The following is a 21,578-nucleotide window of genomic DNA, read 5'->3' as shown; positions in this document are numbered from 1 at the left end:
ACAGCAGTGCCTTGTTAGGCTTTACATTTCATATAGACTCAAGCCCATGGAGGCACCGATAACATACCATAGTCGCTGCCACTGCACGTAAACCAGTTCGCTACCCACATAGGATGTATTTTCGTTACCATGCCGTAACAACTTTCCATTAGCCAAGTAATTAAACTTGTAATCACCAATCATTTTTTCACTTAAATTAGAGGGAAGAACAGAACGAAGAGGATCCACATAAACAGGATCATCAGCCATCAAATAAAACTCATCAAAGAGATGGGAAAAGTTCTTCATATGATCACCCAACTCAAGGCTATACCACTCTTCTGACATTGTATTAATGCGGACTTCACCTTTATCAAATTCTTTCACAAATCCGTCTAAATGTTTTATTTCATGTTCATCTTCAGGCGGATGGAAAACAAATGCAGTAATAAACGACTTTTCGTGAAGCCATTCAACAGCATGAGGAATGAGCTCATCAACGCTCACAGGCTTTAATTCGCGATCAGGATGTAATTTTTTAAAGAAAGAAAGTGCCTTACTTGTTTCCCTATAAAGAAATGGATAATCAATATACATCACACGATACTTAGCGGGAGCCCTTTGCATTCGCTCCTTGTATATCTCTCGAACTTCAGCAACGCATGCTTTAGGATCTTTATTTATCTCTCGGCCAGTAAACCTTATTACTGTGTATCCTGCTCGAGAAAGATAACGCTGCCTGATAGCATCTTTCTCTAGTTGCTCCTTTGTTGAATGGTAATCATGACCATCTAGTTCGATTATTAGTCGCGCATCCTTTAAAATAAAATCGACACGATATCTGCCATGCTTTTCCTGATCACCAAACCAATGCTCACTTTCAATAGCATCAGCCAAGTCACCTAATTCTTTACTAAATTCCTTTTCAATATAAGACTCTCCTCTATCTCTGTACCAGCCAGGAGTAGATTTTGGTTGACCTGGATACTTCATTGATACCTCTTTGGTTTTTAAAGCCTACATTTTATTAGTGTGCATGCGCGTTTACCTCATTAGATCAGAGGAAAACGCGCACAGTTAACTATCTGTATGTAAAGAACTTATCAGCTTTTCATCCAATACACCATCCGGAAAAACGCGCATGCGCGTTTTCCAAACCTATTAACTAATTTGGGGTAAGTGTATCCACATGATTTTATAGGGTTTATTAATTTTAGGCTGGGGAAAAGCGCAAAAAATGAGTTTAAAAACACTCAAAAGCATCTAAATTAAAATACGACTGCATACCCATACATTGTTAGTCGCTTTGCGGTAGGGCCAAACATTAGCTAAATAGATAAGATTTTGTAGGGCAATTCATTCGTCAGTTTTCGATTCACTAAACAAGTGCTAGCAAACTTTGGGGCCTAAACGAATCCATCTACTGCCGGATATCAACACTTTATCTCTGGCAGACATTTCCACTTAGTCGTGTATTGCGGTGTGAGTAGGTCGCGGCGCATGGCCCATTTTTGCTCGATACCTTGGGCGGCAATGAATAAGGTATCTGTGCCATAACGTTGATTGATGCCATCAAGAGTCTTCATTAACGCAGGCTTGGCTTTTGAGACATTGAATAAATCTAACTGGCCATGCTGGGTGCTGACCAAATCAATCAGGCCTACACCGATTTTATAATAACGTACGCCGGCACGGAAAAGTTGAGATGCTGCTTGTGTCATGCCTTGAGTAAGTTCAATGCTGCAATCAGTCGCACAAGCAAAGTGCACTAAGGTCTTAAAGCCTGTTGGGCGTTCATCGTAGGGAGAATTGCTAGCAAACAACAACATGGTTTTACAGCTTGAACCTTGCTTGCGCGCTTTCGCTGCGGCAATCGCCACATGTTTACTTAAGGCTTGCAGTAAATCCTCATACTCAGTAATACGCTCGCCCACACTACGAGTTGAGAATATTTGCTTCTTATCCGCCCTCGCCTCGTCCCACACTTTGCACGCTTGCCCATTGAGTTCACGCACAGTGCGTTCTATTTCGATACTAAATTGCTTTCGCGCTAAACCTGCAGGGATTTTGGCTAAGTCATAGGCGGTCTTTACGTTCATCAATTCAAGTTTTTTGCTTATCCTACGCCCAATGCCCCAGACATCATTCACACTCATTGATTGTAAAATTGAAATCCTGTCTTGTTCATTATCGATAACACACACACCCTGATAGCCAGGCAACTTCTTTGCCGCGTGATTGGCTGCTTTAGCCAGTGTGAGTGTTGAGCCTATGCCGACACAAACCGGTAAACGTGTCTCTTTCCAAACCGCTTTTCGAATCAACTGACCTTGGGTTTGTAAGCATTTAATGGCGGGGTAACAATTTTTAAAGGAGAGAAAGCTTTCATCAATGGAATAGACATGCTGCTCTGGTGCAAATCGGCCAATGATATTCATCATCTTTGCGGATAAATCGGCATAGAGCTCATAGTTACTTGAACAAACAATGACACCTAATTTCGTGCACAGGTCTTTGACCTGAAAGTATGGTGCAAACTTAGGCACACCCCGTTCTTTCGCTTGCTTGTTTGCCGCAACAATACAGCCATCATTGTTGCTCAACACAATCATTGGCTTACCTCGCCAATCAGGTCTAAATACCTGCTCGGCGCTGCAATAGAAACTGTTGGCGTCTACCAAGGCAAACATCAGATATCCGCTAATAATGGACTTTGGCGATGACAACGAATAGAACGAATAACAACACCTTCAATCGTAAAGTTATCGTAATCGTGAATTGGCTGAGGTTGGTGCTGTTCATTCGACGACAGCAGCATGCGATGCGTTTTATCGAGGATTTTACATACAAATTCACCGTTGAAATTGGCAACAATCACATCACCATGACGCGCGGTTTCTTGGCGGTCAACAATCAAAATATCGCCATAAAAAATGCCCACTCCCTGCATTGAGTCACCTTTTGCGACACCAATAAAGGTCGCACTAGGATGCACAACTAACAGCTCATCAAGGCTCAGACCCAACTGACTATATTCAGCTGCAGGGCTTTCGAAGCCAGTGATACCGGCACTGGCATAGATAGGAATAATACGCATAGTTAACACCACTGTTTTTATATACAGTGATTATAGGCGTTGTTAGATAACTGGCAAGAATTATTGTGATGTTTCGATGTAACACCATTGGTTCTTTTCTTTATCAAACCCCACGTCAAAATTCACCGCGGTGGTGTCACCCGTCAGGTCTCTCTTTGCAACGATATCATTTAGTTCAGATAAATCATCAACACAGGTAGGTTCCGACAACTGCACCAGAAACATGATTAAGAAGCCAAAAGTGGTAAAAAGTAATGTAGTGACAAAGACTCGCACTGGTCTGAAGAGCATGGTTCTGCTTTCCTTTGCAAATAAACAACCTGTTCAGCTACGTTGAAATGTAGTAACAGCAGGTCAAAAATGCAAAATCAATCAAGATGACCCACTTTTCATTGCGCTTGTTCTAATGTGTATCTTCGCCAATACTCAATTGGCTACATTAACTATTCTGTAATCCCTGTATAAACAAAGACATTAGCTTTACAACAGACAACGAGTTAACAGTTCATGGCGGCTTAATTCGTGAGAGGTACAGACTAGACTTTTGTGGCGCACATACTGATTTTTTCACTTAGTCTATTGTGTATAAAGAGTGAAATATTGAGGAATTGACCTAATGTGCGGACGCATAAGCATTGATAGTTTTCTCGCTAATACGGTATCCCTTCAACTGGGTGTGCCATTCAATCCACAAACTAACCTTGATTTGCGCCCTACCGAACAAGTGTCGGTGATTATAATGGCCGATTGCCAGCTTCAGCAGCTAGATTGTACCTGGGGAATAAAGCCTGCTTGGTCGAAAAAGCTATTGATTAATGCACAGGCTGAAACCGTGCGAGAAAAGAAAACGTTTGCATCTGCATTTGCTAGTCACCGCTGTGTTGTGCCCTGCTCTGGTTGGTATGAATGGCGCGAGGAAGGTAAAAAACAAAAACAGAAATATCTGTTTAGTCATGATGCAGCAGAGCCTCTTTACATGGCCGGAATATTCTATCCAAACGCAGAGTTTACCCAGCTAGTTACATTAACGACTGAGCCCACAGAAAAGTGTAAAGCCTATCATGGCAGAATGCCCCTGCTGATCAGCCCATTTGAAATTGATTTTTGGCTTCAAACTGAAGCGGTGATGCTAGAGGCACTGCTCTACCACCCCAAAATATTGATATATCAATCCATACGAATTGAATATCTATAAAGTCAAAAATAAAGAACTCATTTTTTGACAAACTTGGTTAGAGTGTAAGCTCTCAAAATAATAATTTACATCAAGAAATTTATAACGTCACTATACGAACTAACATTGACTGCTACGGCGAATTTTCAGGGAGAAACTAAATAATATTAACGGCAAAATTTATGGAATAATATATATTTAACACTCCCGTTTTTATGTATCTACTTATACACTTTGAATGAGGAGTTACGATCCTCTACTAATAGCTTTAGATTTAGATCCTTAAATTTTGTATTCAGAGATGTAATAAAACTTCTATCCTCTTTCGTCAACTCACTATTATCTAAAACAATCCATAACTCGTGAGCCATTTCCTTGCGATCATAAAACTGATAATCTAATATTTGACCAAGAGCAGCTCTTATTGCTCTTTTAGGCATGCCAGAATAACTTGAAACACTTTTCAACTCTGCATATATTAATGAAAGCCCATGCTGTAGTGAGACATCTATTCGATCATTTGCTCCCGTCCGCTGCTCTAATCCTTTCAGTATATAAATATTTTGCCTTTCAATCCAATATATAAATCGCTGAGTTAGCTCCTTTTCCTTTTGACTAACAATTATGGTTTTACCCATAGTTTTTCTATGCTGAAAACTAATTTCACCTAAATCTACTTTTTCCCTCTTGATTGATGAAGAATCCATACAATCTTCTTCATTATCAGCTATTGTGTCATTTGAATCTTGAGAACGAGGAAAATCATGCTTGGAAATATTTCGATTATAGTACAATACTATAATTTGACGAACCATTTCCATATTTAGAGGTTTCTTTAGACGTTCATTAATCAGATTGATCTCTTGCCTCAATTTATAACTAATTTCAAACCAATTAATATCATTAGATGAAAAGTTAATTTTTGATATATCAGAAAAAGAATTAGAAAATAGCAAGTAAATATTTTTATGTTTTCCCTTGTCACCCAACTCATGTGCTCATCAGGGTGAAAAGTACAAAAAACCCTTGCTATTGATGCACTATAAACATACTGAAAAACCCCTTCATCTTTAAGGCGCTCGAAGTTACTAACTATTTCATCATGTACAGACTGAGTATTGTGATGCATTATTTTTCTAGTGAAATCAATCAATATATCTCTAACATCAGACTTTTTGAACTCATTTTTTGATATATTAGTATTATTTATATTGGCAATGCCATTTTTTGTCCTTTTTCCCCATAAATCCCAAATAAACTCATCATCAAAAACACCTTCAAACTTGAACTGCCTAGCCTTATTTAGCATTTCGCTTCTAAGATTTTCATAATCAACTGAAATATTTGCTGACTTCGACAATTCATGTTCTGCAACTTGCAGGAGGCTTTCTATAGTGTTTATTTTATTGCCCATTTTATATCCCTATATTAATTTTTTGATGTCTCGTAAAGAAATTACATTAACTCAATATAATAATTTAAAGTACATCAAATACCTAATCTAATCTGTACAAATTCGGTAAATTGCGTTGACGCGACAAAAACCAGACGGAACGGTGAAATCGAATTATTGAAATTGTGGAAAGCCACCGAGTTCCTTAGTGTCTGTAGTATTACGAAAATATGATCAATGTGTTGATCACAAACTTGGTCGAATAACACAATCTCGCTTCGGGTAAATAGCGCTAACTCAACTAAGCATTTGGATGCGAAATACTCACTCTATTGATTGTGTATTTCAGAGTGAGTATGCCACGACGCATGGTCCACTTTGTTTTATGCCTTGGCCAGCGAGAACAAAGTATCGGTGCCATAACGTTGGTGATAGCTAATAACTTACACATAGAGGCAAAATATCGGTCCATTTAACTAAGATCAAAGGATCACAAAATCGATCTAGTGAAGTTGGTATATCCGAGCAAACCAATTTTTTGAGATTCTGAGAAAGCAAGCAAAATAATCAATTACAATCAACACTATAGATAGCGTTCAAAATTATGAACGCCCCCTAAAAGCCCGCTAATAAAACAACAACCAAGCCCTCTAAAATCCTCATATGTAGTGAAGCACTGCGCGTCACTGCCCCCGCAATCAACCGCGCCGGAAGGACCCGCGATGATAATGGTTCGCATCTACATCGAGTTGAGAGCGATTCTCATCATCATAAAGTGTCGCGTTCGGTTTCAATCAAACCGTGAGCATCGGCGAGACACAAAATCCGCCCATCTGAAAATCAAAATTCCTCATAATTGCACATGATCATCGCTCCATTCCTATCCATGCAGGATGACTAATATAGGTAAAGAGAACGAGTCTGGCACTCGGTTAAAATGAGCCTAGTCCTAGACAGAAGCAATTCACCTAAAACCGTCTAAAACCGTTTAAAACCTTGGCTTTTACCCTCTTCACCCCATTGCCAATATTTAACACCAAAGCAACAAATGCACGTTATTGCATCCTTCCTTAGGGTTGATGCAATGACTCGTCTGTAGCCCTACTGCTGCATGGGCTAGAGTGCTCCCAACTTTTTGAGGCTATCTAGGGATTATCTAGGCCGCATCGAAAAACGGTTGAACCATATTGGTGCAATACACTGAACAACACCCATTGAATAGAAACATATCAATAACAATTCAAACTAAGGCAGCATGAGCCTAAAAACGCGTTCAATCACTCAGAAACAGTGTGCAGATCATCCCAGTTCGCCTGCTTTCGATGACTAAAAACGGGGAGCGGATAACGCCTTCGCAGGATGAGGCCGCGACCGAAACAGTGAGCCGAATAGAAGGATCCATTTAGGCGCCATCAATTCACCCAGAACTACCAAAAAACTCACCTTTTGCCCTACCCTTTACGCCCTTGAAGCGTTAACACAAAAGCAACAAAAGCGAGTCGTTGCATCCTCCTGTAGGGTTGATGCAACGATATGCCTGTAGCCCTACTGCTGCATGGGTTTGAGTGCTCCCAACTTTTTGAGGGGATCTAGGAATTATCTAGGCCGCATCGAAGAACTGTTGAAGCATAATGGTGTGATACCCCTATCATAACGAAACATACCAGTAACAACTAAGATGAAGAAAACGTGCGGTATCCTCACTTGTCATTGTCGCACCGCACGCCTAAGACAAGAACATAAGCTGTCGGTCCACAACCTTCAAACAACAATCCGCTATCGCTCAGCATAGCATTGCAAATCAGGAACAGATTGAATAAATCTATCAGCCACGTATAGTGGTCAGGCTTTGGCAGATGTAGCAAATGCTCTTTAAAAATTGATTAAAAATCCGTTAAATAAATAGCTAACTTTGTAGCGAAAAAACAGTGGTAAAAATTTGGTTGTAACCTTTTGATTTGTTTTAAATAAAAAACAGCTTAGCGCCAAAGCACTGCCCCGCCAATTAAGGGGATTAAGACAGGCCAGAGAAGTCGTCTTCATCTTCATCTTCTGCCAAAGCACTGCCCCGCCAACTAAGGGGATTAAGACTTGTACTCACCGCCAACATAGTGTTGTTCACAGCCAAAGCACTGCCCCGCCAACTAAGGGGATTAAGACCTCGTTTGCTGTCTCATCAAAATTACGTTTAACGCCAAAGCACTGCCCCGCCAACTAAGGGGATTAAGACTGCCATTCTGTCTGCATAACATGGTTTTCTGGTGTCAAAGCACTGCCCCGCCAATTAAGGGGATTAAGACCCAACTAAAACTACTGATTCAACTTCTTTTTCGCCAAAGCACTGCCCCGCCAACCAAGGGGATTAAGACCTGCTGAAAACATTGCAACTGCTGTACGGCAAGCCAAAGCACTGCCCCGCCAACTAAGGGGATTAAGACGTTAGCGCACTGGAGGGTTGGGAGTCGTTCCCGGCCAAAGCACGGCCCCGCTAAACAAGGGGATTAAGACGCCAGCGGGTTCATCTGTACGCCCATTTCAAACCAAATCACTGACCCCAAACTTCAGGGGATTAAGACTAAGCAGCAAGTGCACCATCGGAGAAATTCAGCGCCAAAGCACTGCCCCGTCAACTAAGGGGATTAAGACATGATCACATCACCCCAAGGCTGTTTATCTGCGCCAAAGCACTGCCTCGCCAACTAAGGGGATTAAGACATATCATTTCACCGATTAAGGCCCTTAGCTGCCAAAGCACTGCCCCGCCAACTAAGGGGATTAAGACCAAACTTAGCTACAGCTGCGTCGTTCATTGCGCCAAAGCACTGCCCCGCCAACTAAGGGGATTAAGACTCATTGGAAGCACTCTATGTCGGTTATTTATTTGCCAAAGCACTGCCCCGCCAATTAAGGGGATTAAGACTGGGTTACTTGTGGGCACAAGTGAAAGCTCCAAGCCAAAGCACTGCCCCGCCAACTAAGGGGATTAAGACATGTTAAAAGCAGCGATTAATCCAGCTGCAGGGCCAAAGCACAGCCCCGACAACTAAGGGGATTAAGACCCGTTAACAGTCCACATTTTCCATGCTTCTTGGCCAAAGCACGGCCCCGCTAAACAAGGGGATTAAGACTTATGCACTGGGCGTAAATGCCCAATGTATTGCCAAAGTACTGCCCCGCCAACTAAGGGGATTAAGACTCATTCCAGCCTTCCATTCTTCAAGTGATATACGCCAAAGCACTGCCCCGCCAATTAAGGGGATTAAGACTTCATTGAGTTGCCTAACTGCAGTCGCCAGGTGCCAAAGCACTGCCCCGCCAATTAAGGGGATTAAGACCAACGCTTGTAAAATGTTATTCGGGTTACTTGGGCCAAAGCACTGCCCCGCCAATTAAGGGGATTAAGACCTAACTCAGAGTTTCGTTTATTGCCGATTAAAGCCAAAGCACTGCCCCGCCAACTAAGGGGATTAAGACAGAAACCCGACAATTGGTTCAAGATTTTGCTGCGCCAAAGCACTGCCATAGAAATTAAGGGAATTAAGTCCTAGGCTTGCTGCTCGCATCTGGGTGGCGGTGGCCAAAGCACTGCCCCGCAGACTAAGGGGATTAAGACTCACCCACAGCTGTTGTAAATGTGCTTGTGAAGCCAAATGCCCCGCAAACTAAAAGGGGATTAAGACTTGTGTTGGTAGCCGTCACCGTTGATCCACTGCCAAAGCACTGCCCCGCTAACTAAGGGGATTAAGACTAGTGCAACATCACCAGCGCGGGATTATCTGTGCCAAAGCACTGCCCCGCCAACTAAGGGGATTAAGACTACAGCCTTACCGTGTTGCAATAACAGTTCGTGCCAAAGCACTGCCCCGCCAACTAAGGGGATTAAGACAAGATTACTTCTGCTGCTATTTGTTCTCTGTTGCCAAAGCACTGCCCCGCCAACTAAGGGGATTAAGACTTCTTGCTCAATTCAATAAAGATATTATACACCTGCCAAAGCACTGCCCCGCCAACTAAGGGGATTAAGACAGCTTCTTAACGTTGGCTGACGAAAGCGTTTGGCCAAAGCACTGCCACGGAAATAAAAAGGGCCAGCAGTTAGTCAACTGTGGCCCTGTCTTTAAAAAATAGTATCGACGCTATTTAGAAACGCCGATCTGCAAAATGACTAAGTTTCATTGCCTGAGTTCATGACTTGTTGACATAACTTTTTCGCGGCCTTACCCAGCTTGTCTTTTTCTTTGCCCAAACGTTGCGCCAGAGCAAAGGCTTTTTGCGCTAAAACCGATAGTTCCACTAAGTCTGTTCCAGTCCAATGGATTGCAATACCCTGTAGTTCGTTCAGCTTTTTAGCAAGATTATCTAATTCCGATTTAGTGAAATTAGCATCATCTTTGCCCATAGACTCGCGCAGTTGCTCCAGTTGTTGTTGCTCGTAACTCAAGGTGGCCCGCCGAGCTTCGCGCTCGGCTTTTTGCTGCGCTAATTGTGCTTGTTGCTGCAGTTTTTCTAACTCAACTTTTGCTTCTGCAGCATAGTCTTGCAGGCTTTTACTGGTATCTTCTGCAACTGTATCAGGTAGCGTTTTTAGATATTTAGCGGCCGTTATACTCTGATTGACTGCAAAACGTAAATTGTCCCGCTTTGCGGCAACAAATACTTTCGGCTCAGCATAATAACTGAGTTTTTCTTCCTGATAGCCCTTAGGATTAGCCATAGCTAACAAGGCTGTCACTTGTGGGCTTTGTTCCCAGTTAGCATCAGACTCACCAAGTACTTGTTGCCAACAATGATTCATATAATGCAAAAAAGCACGGCGCGCAGTGGCCAGTCTCATATCATCTGGCAACTCTTGTAAAGTGGAACTGTTGGGCCGCGTGATGCTGTTTGTCAGCTTCAATCTAACTTGGCCAAACCCATAAGGTTTACCCATGCCGAGCGAATGGGCACAGGCTTGATTGTTAAAATCCAGTGCCCACAATAAAGCACCCAGCTCAATCATCCTGAGATTATGAAAACGGATCTTTCCGGTGAAGGAGCTGCCTGGACCTACAGCTTCGAGTTGCACCTGTACTTTTTTGTTTTTCTCAACTTTGGCTGAAAGGACTGGCAACTCAATTTCAGCGTGCACTGGATAACGCTTCCAACCCGCCAACTCGACATCTTTATCCATAAGTGTTTTGTAGGTGGTTGTGTCTTGCTGAATATAGGCTGGGTAAAACGCAGGTTTTGGGCCGCTTAATACAGTGGGCTGTTGAAAATCGGATTTCATTTCGCCTTTCCCGACCAAAAGACCGGTTTGTACCCGCCCACGCAGATTACTGCTACCGGTTTTATCCTGTTCGTCTAACCAGCCGAACAACAATCCGGCAAGATCTGGCTGCTTTGTGTTCAGATGATCTTTGCTGGTGTGATCTATAGCATCATGCAGCGAATGCTCATAAGCCAGCTTGTACATGCGGGCAAGGCCAATGCTTTTCACCTGTTGGCCTTCTTTATGAAAAAACACTGGGATCCCCTGTTCTAATTGGTTGAGTTCCCCCAGCCAATACTTCCATTCATTGGTTTCTGCATGGATCTGTATAAAACCTTGCAGTGCTTTGTCACCGACAGTAAGTAGATTTTCCGGTTTTGAATTGTAGAAAACGAACTCTCGTTTTTTGGCGGCCCGCCTTTTTTGGGGATTTGGATCATCAAAAGCGGAGCCGGGCTGACCGGTGACTACCAGCACACCCGGCTTTTCCCCTTTGCCTAAATTAACTGCCAACCCATCTTCAATATCGAAGTTCATTGGCTTTAATCCACCCAGCAATTTGTAACGCGCAATAGCTGTATTGTTGTTGTCAGCCATCCAAGCTTGCTTTGGAATGTTTAAGTGCTGAATGAGGTCTGCTTGCAAGATACGCACATAATCGCAAGGGATGATCTGCCATTGTCTGTCTACAAACTTTAACCAGCCAGTGTAAACAGTGGATCTATTCATAGCCTTACTGTAAAAGTTTTCAGCTTTAGCGATATCTCGCACACTCAGCCGTTGATCTTGTACTTGATTGAAGTGACCAAAGCAGGCGATGTTCAACATATTGCGCAACATTCCTTTAATGCTACTGCCTGGAATAGCTAACTGATTGTCCGGTGTACGGTAAAAATGCACTCTGCCAGGTGTATGTTCGCTGTATGGGGTTTGCTGTCCGCCCACACAAAGTTCAGTGAGAGCAGTCAGTTCTATATCCAATTCACCACATACACCATCACTGAAAGGATGATCATGGCTGACTTGCGGCCCCCAGTCAGGACGCAAAACAAAAGGTGATAAGGGGACGAATCGGTAAGGTGCTTGTAAAAATGTCTCACTCATGCCGTTACTCCTTCAAATCCGGTGAAAACTGCCAGTTCAATTACCAGCTTTTGCTGAGTCGGTGTTGGTTTGCCCCACAGTCGTTGATAAGCCAGTTTGCCACGTGTTTTATCTTCGGCCAAAAATGTAACAGCTTCAGCCAGATGAGTTGCTTGATCGGCCTGATCGTCAGCTAAAAAACTCAGTTGAATTTCTGTCCAGCTCCAGCGGTCTTGACCAAGGTGATGCACCTGCCAGTGGGTACCGTCGTCATTGACACCTTCCCCTTGCAGCACAGGCTGCAACATGAGTTGCGCCAAACTAACGGGCAAAATGTGCAGCTGTGACGGCTGAACCAGCCAGCCAGTGGCGCTAATTGCAGTTTCAAGGCGTGCGCTCAGAGCATCAATACCATAGATTTGGCGGTTAACCTGCACGGATACCGGCAGTAAATCCTTTGCTTGCCAGCCAAAATTAAGTGCCTGTATTGCCTGTTGCAACTTATTCCAGTCTTGCAGGGTTTGGGTGACGGAAATCATGCACATTGCTCCTCGAATTGTTGATCTTTTTTACTCCAGCCGGCATCACTGTATTCAATCGCACCAGTGCCAAGGAAAGTCCCTTGCCCACGTGAACCCGAAGCGCCCAGAGGTAGCCAGCCTTGCGCGAGATCGTGCAGAGTGCGTTCTAATGCCCGCTTACAACGTGCATCAAGGCGTTCAGCCTGTAGCACAGTCAATTTGAGCGTGATCTGGGTTTGCCAGAGTAACTCTTCCTCAAACAATGCTCCGTTGATGATCCCACCGGTAAAGTGATCGATACGATTGTGAACCTGCTTTGTCACTGTGGGGCTTTCGAGATAGAGGTCGTCAATCAAAAGCAAACCAGCTTGTGCCGTATCTTGGTTCTCCTGCTCCCCTTCAGCCACATAACCAAACACTGTTTGTACGCCAGGGCATTGGTTATTGGGTGTCAGCATTTGCGTTTCCAATCGATTGACAAACTCAGCAGCCAAACAGCGATAGTGAAACGCAAAACGATGTGACAATGCTCCTTTGATGGCGCTGGCAGGCATAACCGGAATTTTATCTTCGATAATCGCCTTGTTGTGTTGCCAACTGATACGTTTTTCATTTTGTGGCAACAGGTCTGGCAAGCGGCCATTTTCATTCGAAGGGCTTAATGGTGTCTCACCCCCTCCTATACGCCAGCCAGCTTCTGCCTGAAGCGCAATTTCTATAGTCAGGGCCTTATCGGCAAGAGGGAGAAGTTGCTGAGGTACAAGGCCTTTAATACTTACTCGCCGACGGCTACGCTGACAAAACCCTTGTTGTCCTTCCGACGTTGTCAGATCCCATCGATTCGTATGCAATTGATTGATTTTAAATGATCCACTGCCAGCGCGGGTACCGTGCCCAAGACGGAAACTCTGGCTGCTCAGCAAGTTCAGCAGTTGAGTCCAGCTTACTTCTGCTGCTGGCGAGCCATCGCTCCAATAACCTATAAAGGCACTGTAGCGCACTCCCGCTGGTATCAGCGTGGTATCGAATTTACCAGTGTCTGCCGCTGCGCCTTTTTCAGTAAGACGTACTCTTTGCCGCACTAATGGCTTACTCCGTGCAAGAAAGCTTAAAACAGCATCTTTTTCGATGTCGCCTCTGAGCCCTTCAACAGCCTTGTTATGACTGTCATGCACCAGTGCGGTTGTAAATGTAACCCAACTGGGTTGCCCTTGATTGCCTTCTGCGTAACCAAACAGTTCATTTTCAGCAGCAATACCATAGTGTTGTGCATATAAGTGACGAAGTACGCCTGCCAAACTGGTCGCCGGAATGCACGGCAAACCATTGGGGTCTCGCATTAACAGCACATCATGAGTGCTATCCCCTTTCCCCGCTTGAATACCGTGCGGCGTCAGTGCTTCGAATTCAACATGAGCATAATGATAAATAGGTCTTGCGCTAATCATGCCGTTTCTCCAGAAGCAATAGTTGTAGAGCCTTGAACTTTGGCTTGCCATTGTTTGCAGCTCAAAACCTGTGCTGCAAGCTGTCCCAACACTTCGGCCAGTAATGGCTGATTGACGTATTGCAGTAACTTTTTATCCTGCAGAAACACCTGAGCAAGAGTCTCGCTTGGGCCCGTCTCCAGCTCCCAACCCGAGCGTTGGCCAATAACGGCATGTGAATCTGTTTGTTCGCCTATGATAGTTTTCCAAAGCGTTTCAGGGTTGTCACGATGCTTGCTGGATAGCTCCTTAATAATGCCCCACTGGCTTCTGCCAGGTGCAGTTTCAAGTGCCTGAGTGAGCGGTATGCCTTTCCAACTTCTCGCACTGTCCAGTGCACTCAGTAGCAGACTCAGCAGGCGCTGCGCTTCCTGCTCCGCGCGGTTATAACTTTGTTGCGCTTGGTACCTTGCCTTGAGTGTATCAAGCAGAATCGAAGAAATGTCAGCTTGATAAACGTTGGATGAGCTGTCCTTTGGTGCCGTAAGGGCAGTATTGTCCATGAAGACAGGCTGCGTTTGACTCAATAACGTTGGATTGACAGCCATACGCCCCAACCCTGACCCAGTATGCAAACCCACAGTACGTAATGCCGCCAACTGAGAGTCCGTAAGAGGTTGATTTAATTTATAACGTAATACACTGCCACGACTAATAACTTGTCGCTCCTGCTCATAAGCTTGCCGATAAGCATTAAATGGGCTGTAACGGCGGGTACGGATGTAGCTTTGTGGTTCATCCCACAAAGCCGTATCAGGCAAGCCCAGGTAGCTGGCTTTTGGCTGCAACGTAGCTTGTCCACTATCATCCAGCAGTGCCAAATCAGACATTAACCAAAGAGTCAGTGTTTGCGTTTGAGGCTGCAGCTGCGTTGGCAGAGGATCAATCTTTGTAACTAGTTCAGACAATACTTTGCCATATTGGGCTGAGCGTGAACGCCCTAATCTCAGAGAGCCGCTTAACAAGCGCACCACTTTATCAAACAGTTCTGCGGCTTCTGGTTCGGCTTCCAGCGTAAACAGATAAGTTTGCCCTGCGTCCACAGACTGATAGCCAAACAACTGACCTTCAGCAGCCGTGCCTTTTTGTGCATCGATAGCCGTTTTCATGCGCAAGCTTAATTTCGGCTGTACCCAAGTTCCAGATTGACTGACATAGCCTTTGCGTATTTGTTTGGGCTGACGGCTTTCTGCAGCATGCTTTTGAAAGGCCGGATCAAAGATTTGCTTCACATCAAGCTTTGATTTACTGCTACAAAGTTCATCCCCCTTGTAGTAGTGCCAGTTCAACGGCACTGGCCAAGCGGGTTGTTGCTGTGCATCAAGTGGCAAAGCATCGTGAAAACGTACCAAGCCACTGTGAAAAACTTGCCATGCTTCATTCGTATTCAGCTCTGAATAAATACGAGATGCCACCGCGCCCAGAAAAACGGAGCCAGGTAAATAGTCCAACCCCTGCTGCCCACCCAAGGTGGCCGACATGGCATTAAAGATGACATCCTGCTGCAAAATGATCCTGAAACTTTGTTGCAATAGGCTCATTCCATAGACTCCTTCTGTTGTGGTTGCAGGGTAAAAACAGCTTCACCTAATCCACGCGTTCGATGTGCACCTATGGAGTCGATCAGAGGCAAAACTTTTTCAAGCCAGTCAAAGGATGATGTGTAATCTAGCCACTGCTGTTGCTGCTGCCGATGTGCATCGTCCAGTGCGGTAACTTCCAGAGACAAGTCTGCCTGCAGCACGACCGGCAGTGTCACTTCCAGACCACGCAGACTGTGTTCTTTAGCTGTGCCCGCCGCATTGATGGCCGTACTGTAAATTTCCTGATACAAAAATGGGGTGTATTTGAGGTTGTCTTTCAGAAAAGCGGATTCACTTTGTTTCAGCTTTGCATCGCCTATACACAAGATACCTGGCAGTGTTTTTTCACGTTTTTCCTGTTGTGAACGGCTACCGAATATCAACGTTTCCAGATCCGCTGCCGGGCCATCAGGTAATGCCACGCTAAACCATTGCCAGTGTTGCGCACGATGTACAGCGTGCCTAAGTAGACCTTTAATATGCTTGCCCGCCAAAAATGGCAAACCATAGGCATCTTTCTCGGTAATCGCATCCAAGTGAGAGCCCCCGCCAGATCCTGTTCCCGCGTGCCAATAATGCAGTATTTCGATATGCAGGTTGATGTTGTTCATGCGGTACCTCCTTGTTGGGTCGCGGATGTTATTGGTAGCCCAAATTGCAAATAAACCAGCAAGTCCGATAACACTGTTTTCTTTTCATCCACATCAGTTGGCAATGATTCACTGGCAGAGTTAAGCAACGCTTGCAAACCAGCATCAAACTGTTCCAGCGCTTTTTTCTGTTGAGGCATTTTCTGTGCCAGCTCACGCCACCGCTGATAATCCTGTCTTGCTGAAACCGGATCTACATGCAGCAAAGTGGCCAAAGCACGCAGCCGCTTGTCGTTGAGTTTTCCTTCTGTAAAACACTGGCTCAAGGTTTTTAAATCATCCAGGCAAGCCAAGTTAGATGTGTTGCTTCTACCAATGGCATAGGCTGGCAAACCCAACTGTAAATCCAGCCCCTGCCCAGAGACCTGCATTTCCCGTTCAAATAAGGCGTCGGCATCTTCAATCAAGCTGGTTTTGATACGGTGGAAAGCCAAGCTTGAAGGAATGATTGAATCACCAGTTGTTGTGGTACGGCGAGACGCCTTTTTCGCACGATCACACAGGCTTTCTGCCAGCGCGTAGCATTGAGAAAATGGTTGATTAGGTTTCATAAAAACAATACCGGCACAAGCAGTCAATTTACTGGGTAGCGCATAATCATGGCTGTGCAATTGCAGTGCTTTGATTTCTTGAGTGAGCCGCTCAAGAAATTCAGCGGACGTTTGCTCAAAAGCCAAGATAAATGCTTCAGCGAAACCAATAGCCAAGTCGGCACGCACCAATAAGGTAAGATCATCACCACCCAGCACCAGAGGACGAGCCGGAATCACCCTGTCGTTGCTGATACAAGGTAATAAAATCTGTTCCGTAGCACGCTGGCAGGCCTCAATGAGCGCACTGTTCAAACCATCTGAAAAACTTCGATAAATTTGTACATAATCTTCATCGGAATGTGCATGGGAAGCGGCCTGATTAACCACACGCAGGATTTCACCCAACCCATTGCCGTCAGCATGAACCAGCGCCACTTGATCACCTTCCCTCAAAGGAAACTGAGTGTGAGCGGCAGTGCTCTGTTCAAAATTGACTGGCCAGTGAATGTCCGTTCTATTGGAAAAACGCTGCGCCAGAGTCAAGCTACCAGTTGGCCGTTTAAACTGGCGTTTCCTTGCGGTCGCTTCATCCAAACTCTCTCCTTGTTGAAACTCAACTGCCGGGTTTCCCGTTCTCGGGCTGCGTTCAGTAATCGGAGATGCAGCTGGGAATTGGGGAGCTTGCAGATTACGGGAGATACGCAAAGCCTCCAACCCTTGCTGAATAGCTGCACTTGCCGTCTCTGCACTGACAAGTGCATCCGCTTGCTCAACACCAGGAAGTAGCTGGCTGACCAGAGCTGTCCACATTTGTCGGAAACGAAGTGCTTTGTCTTTATCTTCGAGCAAGAGATAAAAGGAGCCACCGGCACAACGAGGGCTGCGCTTCATATTTGTGTTGTCGTAACCTGCAAGTCCGCAGACATCAAGTACCTTTTGCAAAGGTTCAGTGCATAGATAGTCAAGTAATTCACTACCAGCGACCACGTCTTTGAGCTTGCCGGTGGAAAACAAAAAAGTTTGAATAGAACGAACTTCAAATAGATATGCATAAATTCGTGTTGCTGCGTACATTTATAGACCCTGTGTAGTTAATTCCCGACTTGTTAAACAGCTACCACGCTCACACTGTTCGACTGAATTTATAAAATGAGAGACAACGGGTTTCTGAGATGAGTAAAGTTCATTTCAGTCATACTTGTTTTTACTCATTACCTGACAGTACAGCGCATTATTTTACGGGCGGCAGCGCCAGCAGATGTTCGGCCAGTTTTTGGATCATGGGGCGATCAGACAAATCTTCACCGCGCTCCAGATAATGAACAGCCCCGTACAACACGTTATCTCTGATACCGTCAATCCGATCAGCAGTCGCCTGATAACAACTTTCTATCTGTGCGACCACCTGTAAATTCAGTTGCTGACAAAATTGCAGCCACGCGGCAAAATCCGCCGGATCGGCAGCCAAAATAATAGCGTGGGTGGCTCCGCCACAAATAAGCCGGTTTTTATCGTCTATAATCCCGCCCACATCAACCAGTACCAACTCTTCTATACAGCAGGCTACATCTGCCGCAATTTTGTTGGCAAACTCCTGAGAGAAGGTCTGTTTATTGAGTTTTTTAAGTTGCTTTGCCAGTTCAGGATTGTTGGTTGCCGTTTCATGAAACCAGGCACCTTCACCATCAGGACACGCAGTGATGACATATGGGTATGGAGCATCAGGTAGTTGACTTAATATGGACTTAAGCCCTTGTCTGAGGCATGACTTACCTGAATGCGGTGGGCCACACAACACCACTTTCATACAAGATCTTCCTGTGCTGATTTGCCGATAAACTGGCCTAACTCAAACTCAGGATCATGCGTTATACAGATAATGTAGCCTGCCATTTTGGGATCGTAACAAGCCACAGCGCCATACAGATGCGCCACTTCATGCGCTAACGCCATAGCGACGGGCATACTACAGGGGCCATTAAACTTGATTAGCTTGCCACCCGTTAAATGCTGCTGCCGTATCAGCTTTAATGCATCCTGCAGTATTTGTGGGTTTTGCGCTGGCACACCAAAACCAATGTTTATTTCTACCGAACCATCTGTAGTGGTTGTTTTTTCAAGTGTAAAAGTGCTTGTGGTCATGCGGATTCCTACATACTTATTGAGTTAGTCAATCTGGATAAGCAAAGGGTTTCGATGATGTTTGTGCGGGTCACTTACCCTTGTATTCATTTTATTCATAGGCTGGCCCGCGGCGCATCGCTATCCAACACCATCACTTGCCAGTCAATGGCACCAAAACCAAAACTGGTTTTTCCACCTACATGCAGCCAGCGTGCGAGTGCAAGCCAGGGCAGCAGCTGTTTGACCTGCGGCCCGGCATAAACCCAGCTGCCAGAAATACCTTCTATGGCGTGCTTTTGTTGCTGATGCTGAGAGTAACGATGCAGCTCACTGCGCTCGCTGCTGTCCTGATAAATCTGAATGGGGGCCAAATTGGCTATCAATTGATAAAGCTGCTCTTTTTCTGTATCTGTGCTGTGCTGTAAACTCAGTAAACGGCGGCAAACTGCACGGGCTAGTTGCACTGCAGAAGGAGCAGACTGCAGCACTTTACCTTGCTCTTTTAACCGCAGGCGGCTTAAACACTCAACCCGCACCGCCATGCTGTCGGATGGGATCTGTTCGGACAAAGCGAGGCTGTGTAACACCGCGTTTTGCAACAAGCGACTTTGATAGTTTATAGCTAGCACAGGCAACGAATGCTGCCATAACAGGCATTGGCCGTCGGGCGTGTGTTGTACCACTTGCTGCACTGTAAAACCAAAGCGGTTTTGCCCTAAACCCCGCTCGCCCATCCGGATAAAACTTTGCACTAACTCGGGCAACTGCTGGCTCATGTGCGCCAGCCCAACAAATTCGAACCAAAGCAGCTCACCCGCCTGCCACTGGCAAGGTAACCTCGGTGGTAAAATACTAAAAGGCCGACTATCTTGCTGTGCCAATTCGCCATAGCCAAGCTGCCATAACGCAGGCGCCGCATCATGCATCGCCCAGCCCAAACTGCCATGAAATAAAGCCCCGGCATTCTGATCAAAGACACCCGCCGCCTGCATTTTGATCTGCACTCTCACATGCAGCACAGCTAAACGCCCAGCAACGGATAATAAGGTTTCAAACGACATCACTGGCTCTACCTCTGTGCTGAGGGCCCATAACCTTAGTCATCCGCCCTAGTGTACTCAACCTCATAACACTTCACCTTGTAGTCATTGCTGACATACTGCAGGCCCTGATCTTGGCTGAGTGACACCATGGCGGCGGCGATGCTGCAGATTTTGGTACCGGACGTTGCATCGAAACAGACCTGACGGGCTGGTTGTTGCACAGAAGCTTTATGCTGAACTTTTTGTAAAGTGGAAAACAACTGCTGCAGATCGTTAAAATCAGCAGTATTACTGAACAGAGGGTCTGCTAAAAATTCACTACAAGTCATAACCTGAACCTGAGTTCCGAATCCTAATATCACCAATTGCTTAAAGAGCGACCAACGCGATTGACTATCGCCTGAAGTAACTACCACCAATTCAAGTTTCTGCTGAGGGGGCCTTTCGTGTAGCTGGTTTTGAATAGCACACAAATTCATTCTCCACGGATGCTTGCCTAGGTTTTCGATGTCATGAGCGGAACAAGATTGAGTGCTGTTTGCCACCATAGCTTCAATCGGCTGTAGCAGCGGATCCGAATGCAGATCACTCAAAAACATCACAAGTACATCAACGTACGGTGTCCTGTTGACATCAACCCTTAACAGATCACTCGCAAGTGCTTTTTTTGCCTTAATCCTTAGTACGAACAAAAAACAGAAAAAAACAATAAACAACACCAAAAATGCTACCAACTCAGTATTCAGCCACTCCGGTATACCGTTGTAATTTGGCAAAGCAACAAGCTGCAGTGCAGATTTAATCGTGTCAGAGGCAAAATTAACCAACAGCCCAGACAGCAGCAAAAATAGAGTAAACAGCACCAACACAGACCAGTTAAGCCCACCGCATAATGTCAGAAGAATACGGCGGCTATTTGGGGGGGATAAAGATGGCTTTTGCAAAACATATCCTTATTTAGCAGTGTCCTTGCCCTTAAACAGGGCCATATCGTAACGATTAGTACCTATATGAATGAATGCCGTCAAGCCTAAGTGGGCAAAATTGCGAAGAAAAATAATGATTCCGGCAAAACCACCTATAGTTTGGTAGTTATACCTCTTCTTTCAGGAGCATTGCATGCCAACCCCCTGCTTTTTGATCGCTTATGACATTCATCAGCCTAAAAAACGCCGCCGCGCATTAAAGAAACTACGTAATTTCAGTGGCTATCCGGCCACAACACTTCTGCCGTTGCCTGATGTCTCTGAAGGGGTTGAATAAATACATCAGCCACGTATAGTGGGCAAGCTTTGGCAGATGTCGCAAATGCTCTTTAAAAATTGATTAAAAATCCGTTAAATAAATAGCTAACTTTGTACCGAAAAAACAGTGGTAAAAATTTGGTTGTAACCGTTTGATTTGTTTTAAATAAAAAACAGCTTAGAGCCAAAGCACTGCCCCGCCAACTAAGGGGATTAAGACATATGTTTTGTAGTTCATAATCAATCCTTAGCGGCCAAAGCACTGCCCCGCCAACTAAGGGGATTAAGACGAACGGAAGTAGCCGCCTGACTTGCCTCCGTGCCAAAGCACTGCCCCGCCAACTAAGGGGATTAAGACATTTTGTTTACCGTTGACCGTCCACATCTTCCAGCCAAAGCACTGCCCCGCCAACTAA

General features: G+C 45.0%; 18 protein-coding genes and 4 CRISPR repeat arrays (1 of these 22 only partly in view). Of the genes, 2 read left to right on the top strand and 16 right to left on the bottom strand.

Features of this window, described 5'->3' with window-relative positions:
- Nucleotides 1-21 precede the first annotated feature (21 nt).
- The 4 genes from RA178_RS09505 to RA178_RS09490 form a co-directional block, all read right to left on the bottom strand.
- Nucleotides 22-972 carry an endonuclease domain-containing protein gene (locus tag RA178_RS09505; RefSeq protein WP_306685225.1) on the bottom strand — a complete coding sequence of 317 codons (951 nt, stop codon included), beginning with the start codon at nt 970-972 and terminating at the stop codon, nt 22-24.
- Nucleotides 973-1,412: 440 nt separating this feature from the next.
- Nucleotides 1,413-2,669, bottom strand: coding sequence for a Y-family DNA polymerase (locus RA178_RS09500; RefSeq protein ID WP_306685224.1), 1,257 nt, complete (start codon nt 2,667-2,669; stop codon nt 1,413-1,415).
- Nucleotides 2,669-3,076 carry a LexA family protein gene (locus RA178_RS09495; protein WP_063884436.1) on the bottom strand — a complete coding sequence of 136 codons (408 nt, stop codon included), beginning with the start codon at nt 3,074-3,076 and terminating at the stop codon, nt 2,669-2,671. The genes RA178_RS09500 and RA178_RS09495 overlap by 1 nt, the downstream gene beginning before the upstream one ends.
- Before the next feature lie 60 nt (nt 3,077-3,136).
- Nucleotides 3,137-3,367, bottom strand: coding sequence for a hypothetical protein (locus RA178_RS09490; RefSeq protein WP_306685223.1), 231 nt, complete (start codon nt 3,365-3,367; stop codon nt 3,137-3,139).
- A 325-nt stretch (nt 3,368-3,692) separates the two neighbouring features.
- Between RA178_RS09490 and RA178_RS09485 the strand changes: the two genes are divergently transcribed.
- On the top strand, nt 3,693-4,271 hold the full coding sequence (locus RA178_RS09485; RefSeq protein ID WP_306685222.1) for an SOS response-associated peptidase: 579 nt from the start codon (nt 3,693-3,695) through the stop codon (nt 4,269-4,271).
- A gap of 200 nt (nt 4,272-4,471) precedes the next feature.
- On the opposite strand, the gene RA178_RS09480 is transcribed toward RA178_RS09485, so the two are convergent.
- From RA178_RS09480 to RA178_RS09425, 12 genes are all read right to left on the bottom strand, one after another.
- Nucleotides 4,472-5,071, bottom strand: a complete 600-nt coding sequence (locus RA178_RS09480; RefSeq protein ID WP_306685221.1) for a hypothetical protein — start codon at nt 5,069-5,071, stop codon at nt 4,472-4,474.
- Nucleotides 5,072-5,118: 47 nt separating this feature from the next.
- Nucleotides 5,119-5,664 carry a hypothetical protein gene (locus RA178_RS09475; RefSeq protein ID WP_306685220.1) on the bottom strand — a complete coding sequence of 182 codons (546 nt, stop codon included), beginning with the start codon at nt 5,662-5,664 and terminating at the stop codon, nt 5,119-5,121.
- A gap of 1,963 nt (nt 5,665-7,627) precedes the next feature.
- Nucleotides 7,628-8,151: a CRISPR direct-repeat array (repeat unit 37 nt; unit sequence GCCAAAGCACTGCCCCGCCAACTAAGGGGATTAAGAC).
- 100 nt (nt 8,152-8,251) lie between these two features.
- A CRISPR array of direct repeats spans nt 8,252-9,117; the repeat unit is 37 nt; unit sequence GCCAAAGCACTGCCCCGCCAACTAAGGGGATTAAGAC.
- Between the two features lie 236 nt (nt 9,118-9,353).
- A CRISPR array of direct repeats spans nt 9,354-9,669; the repeat unit is 37 nt; unit sequence GCCAAAGCACTGCCCCGCCAACTAAGGGGATTAAGAC.
- Nucleotides 9,670-9,808: 139 nt separating this feature from the next.
- Nucleotides 9,809-11,998 (bottom strand): TIGR03986 family type III CRISPR-associated RAMP protein, encoded by a 2,190-nt coding sequence (locus tag RA178_RS09470; protein ID WP_306685219.1) that lies wholly within the window; start codon nt 11,996-11,998, stop codon nt 9,809-9,811.
- Entirely contained in the window at nt 11,995-12,516 is a 522-nt protein-coding gene (locus RA178_RS09465; protein WP_306685218.1) for a hypothetical protein, read from the bottom strand. The genes RA178_RS09470 and RA178_RS09465 overlap by 4 nt, the downstream gene beginning before the upstream one ends.
- Complete coding sequence (locus RA178_RS09460; RefSeq protein WP_306685217.1) at nt 12,513-13,946, bottom strand: RAMP superfamily CRISPR-associated protein; 1,434 nt, start codon at nt 13,944-13,946, stop codon at nt 12,513-12,515. The genes RA178_RS09465 and RA178_RS09460 overlap by 4 nt, the downstream gene beginning before the upstream one ends.
- Nucleotides 13,943-15,526 carry an RAMP superfamily CRISPR-associated protein gene (locus RA178_RS09455; RefSeq protein WP_306685216.1) on the bottom strand — a complete coding sequence of 528 codons (1,584 nt, stop codon included), beginning with the start codon at nt 15,524-15,526 and terminating at the stop codon, nt 13,943-13,945. The genes RA178_RS09460 and RA178_RS09455 overlap by 4 nt, the downstream gene beginning before the upstream one ends.
- Complete coding sequence (locus RA178_RS09450; RefSeq protein WP_306685215.1) at nt 15,523-16,179, bottom strand: RAMP superfamily CRISPR-associated protein; 657 nt, start codon at nt 16,177-16,179, stop codon at nt 15,523-15,525. The genes RA178_RS09455 and RA178_RS09450 overlap by 4 nt, the downstream gene beginning before the upstream one ends.
- Nucleotides 16,176-17,825: a Cas10/Cmr2 second palm domain-containing protein gene (locus RA178_RS09445; protein WP_306685214.1), complete on the bottom strand. Its 1,650-nt coding sequence runs from the start codon at nt 17,823-17,825 to the stop codon at nt 16,176-16,178. The genes RA178_RS09450 and RA178_RS09445 overlap by 4 nt, the downstream gene beginning before the upstream one ends.
- Before the next feature lie 157 nt (nt 17,826-17,982).
- The gene (locus RA178_RS09440) at nt 17,983-18,558 is read right to left on the bottom strand and encodes a hypothetical protein (protein WP_306685213.1); all 576 of its coding nucleotides are present in this window, start codon (nt 18,556-18,558) and stop codon (nt 17,983-17,985) included.
- Complete coding sequence (locus RA178_RS09435) at nt 18,555-18,893, bottom strand: CRISPR-associated protein Csx3 (RefSeq protein ID WP_306685212.1); 339 nt, start codon at nt 18,891-18,893, stop codon at nt 18,555-18,557. The genes RA178_RS09440 and RA178_RS09435 overlap by 4 nt, the downstream gene beginning before the upstream one ends.
- Before the next feature lie 95 nt (nt 18,894-18,988).
- Nucleotides 18,989-19,936, bottom strand: a complete 948-nt coding sequence (gene cas6, locus RA178_RS09430; protein WP_306685211.1) for a CRISPR system precrRNA processing endoribonuclease RAMP protein Cas6 — start codon at nt 19,934-19,936, stop codon at nt 18,989-18,991.
- A gap of 35 nt (nt 19,937-19,971) precedes the next feature.
- On the bottom strand, nt 19,972-20,862 hold the full coding sequence (locus RA178_RS09425; RefSeq protein ID WP_306685210.1) for a hypothetical protein: 891 nt from the start codon (nt 20,860-20,862) through the stop codon (nt 19,972-19,974).
- 175 nt (nt 20,863-21,037) lie between these two features.
- On the opposite strand from RA178_RS09425, the gene RA178_RS09420 reads away from it, so the two are divergent.
- Nucleotides 21,038-21,181, top strand: coding sequence for a CRISPR-associated endonuclease Cas2 (locus RA178_RS09420; RefSeq protein ID WP_306685209.1), 144 nt, complete (start codon nt 21,038-21,040; stop codon nt 21,179-21,181).
- Between the two features lie 164 nt (nt 21,182-21,345).
- Nucleotides 21,346-21,578: direct repeats of the CRISPR family, unit length 37 nt; unit sequence GCCAAAGCACTGCCCCGCCAACTAAGGGGATTAAGAC; it runs 1,674 nt beyond the window's last position.

It is taken from the genome of Shewanella oncorhynchi, from assembly GCF_030848765.1.
In the GTDB taxonomy this organism is placed as follows: Bacteria; Pseudomonadota; Gammaproteobacteria; order Enterobacterales; family Shewanellaceae; genus Shewanella; species Shewanella oncorhynchi.
Note: the sequence above shows the minus strand (reverse complement) of the source record. Positions and strands in the feature narration are given on the sequence as shown.

What these genes read in the sequence shown, in the direction of transcription:
- RA178_RS09500 (WP_306685224.1), bottom strand. Translation starts at nt 2,669, where the DNA reads ATGTTTGCCTTGGTAGACGCCAACAGTTTCTATTGCAGCGCCGAGCAG.
- RA178_RS09480 (WP_306685221.1), bottom strand. Translation starts at nt 5,071, where the DNA reads ATGGAAATGGTTCGTCAAATTATAGTATTGTACTATAATCGAAATATT.
- RA178_RS09460 (WP_306685217.1), bottom strand. Translation starts at nt 13,946, where the DNA reads ATGATTAGCGCAAGACCTATTTATCATTATGCTCATGTTGAATTCGAA.
- RA178_RS09450 (WP_306685215.1), bottom strand. Translation starts at nt 16,179, where the DNA reads ATGAACAACATCAACCTGCATATCGAAATACTGCATTATTGGCACGCG.
- RA178_RS09440 (WP_306685213.1), bottom strand. Translation starts at nt 18,558, where the DNA reads ATGAAAGTGGTGTTGTGTGGCCCACCGCATTCAGGTAAGTCATGCCTC.
- RA178_RS09470 (WP_306685219.1), bottom strand. Translation starts at nt 11,998, where the DNA reads ATGAGTGAGACATTTTTACAAGCACCTTACCGATTCGTCCCCTTATCA.
- RA178_RS09495 (WP_063884436.1), bottom strand. Translation starts at nt 3,076, where the DNA reads ATGCGTATTATTCCTATCTATGCCAGTGCCGGTATCACTGGCTTCGAA.
- RA178_RS09420 (WP_306685209.1), top strand. Translation starts at nt 21,038, where the DNA reads ATGCCAACCCCCTGCTTTTTGATCGCTTATGACATTCATCAGCCTAAA.
- RA178_RS09485 (WP_306685222.1), top strand. Translation starts at nt 3,693, where the DNA reads ATGTGCGGACGCATAAGCATTGATAGTTTTCTCGCTAATACGGTATCC.
- RA178_RS09490 (WP_306685223.1), bottom strand. Translation starts at nt 3,367, where the DNA reads ATGCTCTTCAGACCAGTGCGAGTCTTTGTCACTACATTACTTTTTACC.
- RA178_RS09455 (WP_306685216.1), bottom strand. Translation starts at nt 15,526, where the DNA reads ATGAGCCTATTGCAACAAAGTTTCAGGATCATTTTGCAGCAGGATGTC.
- RA178_RS09445 (WP_306685214.1), bottom strand. Translation starts at nt 17,825, where the DNA reads ATGTACGCAGCAACACGAATTTATGCATATCTATTTGAAGTTCGTTCT.
- RA178_RS09505 (WP_306685225.1), bottom strand. Translation starts at nt 972, where the DNA reads ATGAAGTATCCAGGTCAACCAAAATCTACTCCTGGCTGGTACAGAGAT.
- RA178_RS09465 (WP_306685218.1), bottom strand. Translation starts at nt 12,516, where the DNA reads ATGATTTCCGTCACCCAAACCCTGCAAGACTGGAATAAGTTGCAACAG.
- RA178_RS09435 (WP_306685212.1), bottom strand. Translation starts at nt 18,893, where the DNA reads ATGACCACAAGCACTTTTACACTTGAAAAAACAACCACTACAGATGGT.
- cas6 (WP_306685211.1), bottom strand. Translation starts at nt 19,936, where the DNA reads ATGTCGTTTGAAACCTTATTATCCGTTGCTGGGCGTTTAGCTGTGCTG.
- RA178_RS09475 (WP_306685220.1), bottom strand. Translation starts at nt 5,664, where the DNA reads ATGGGCAATAAAATAAACACTATAGAAAGCCTCCTGCAAGTTGCAGAA.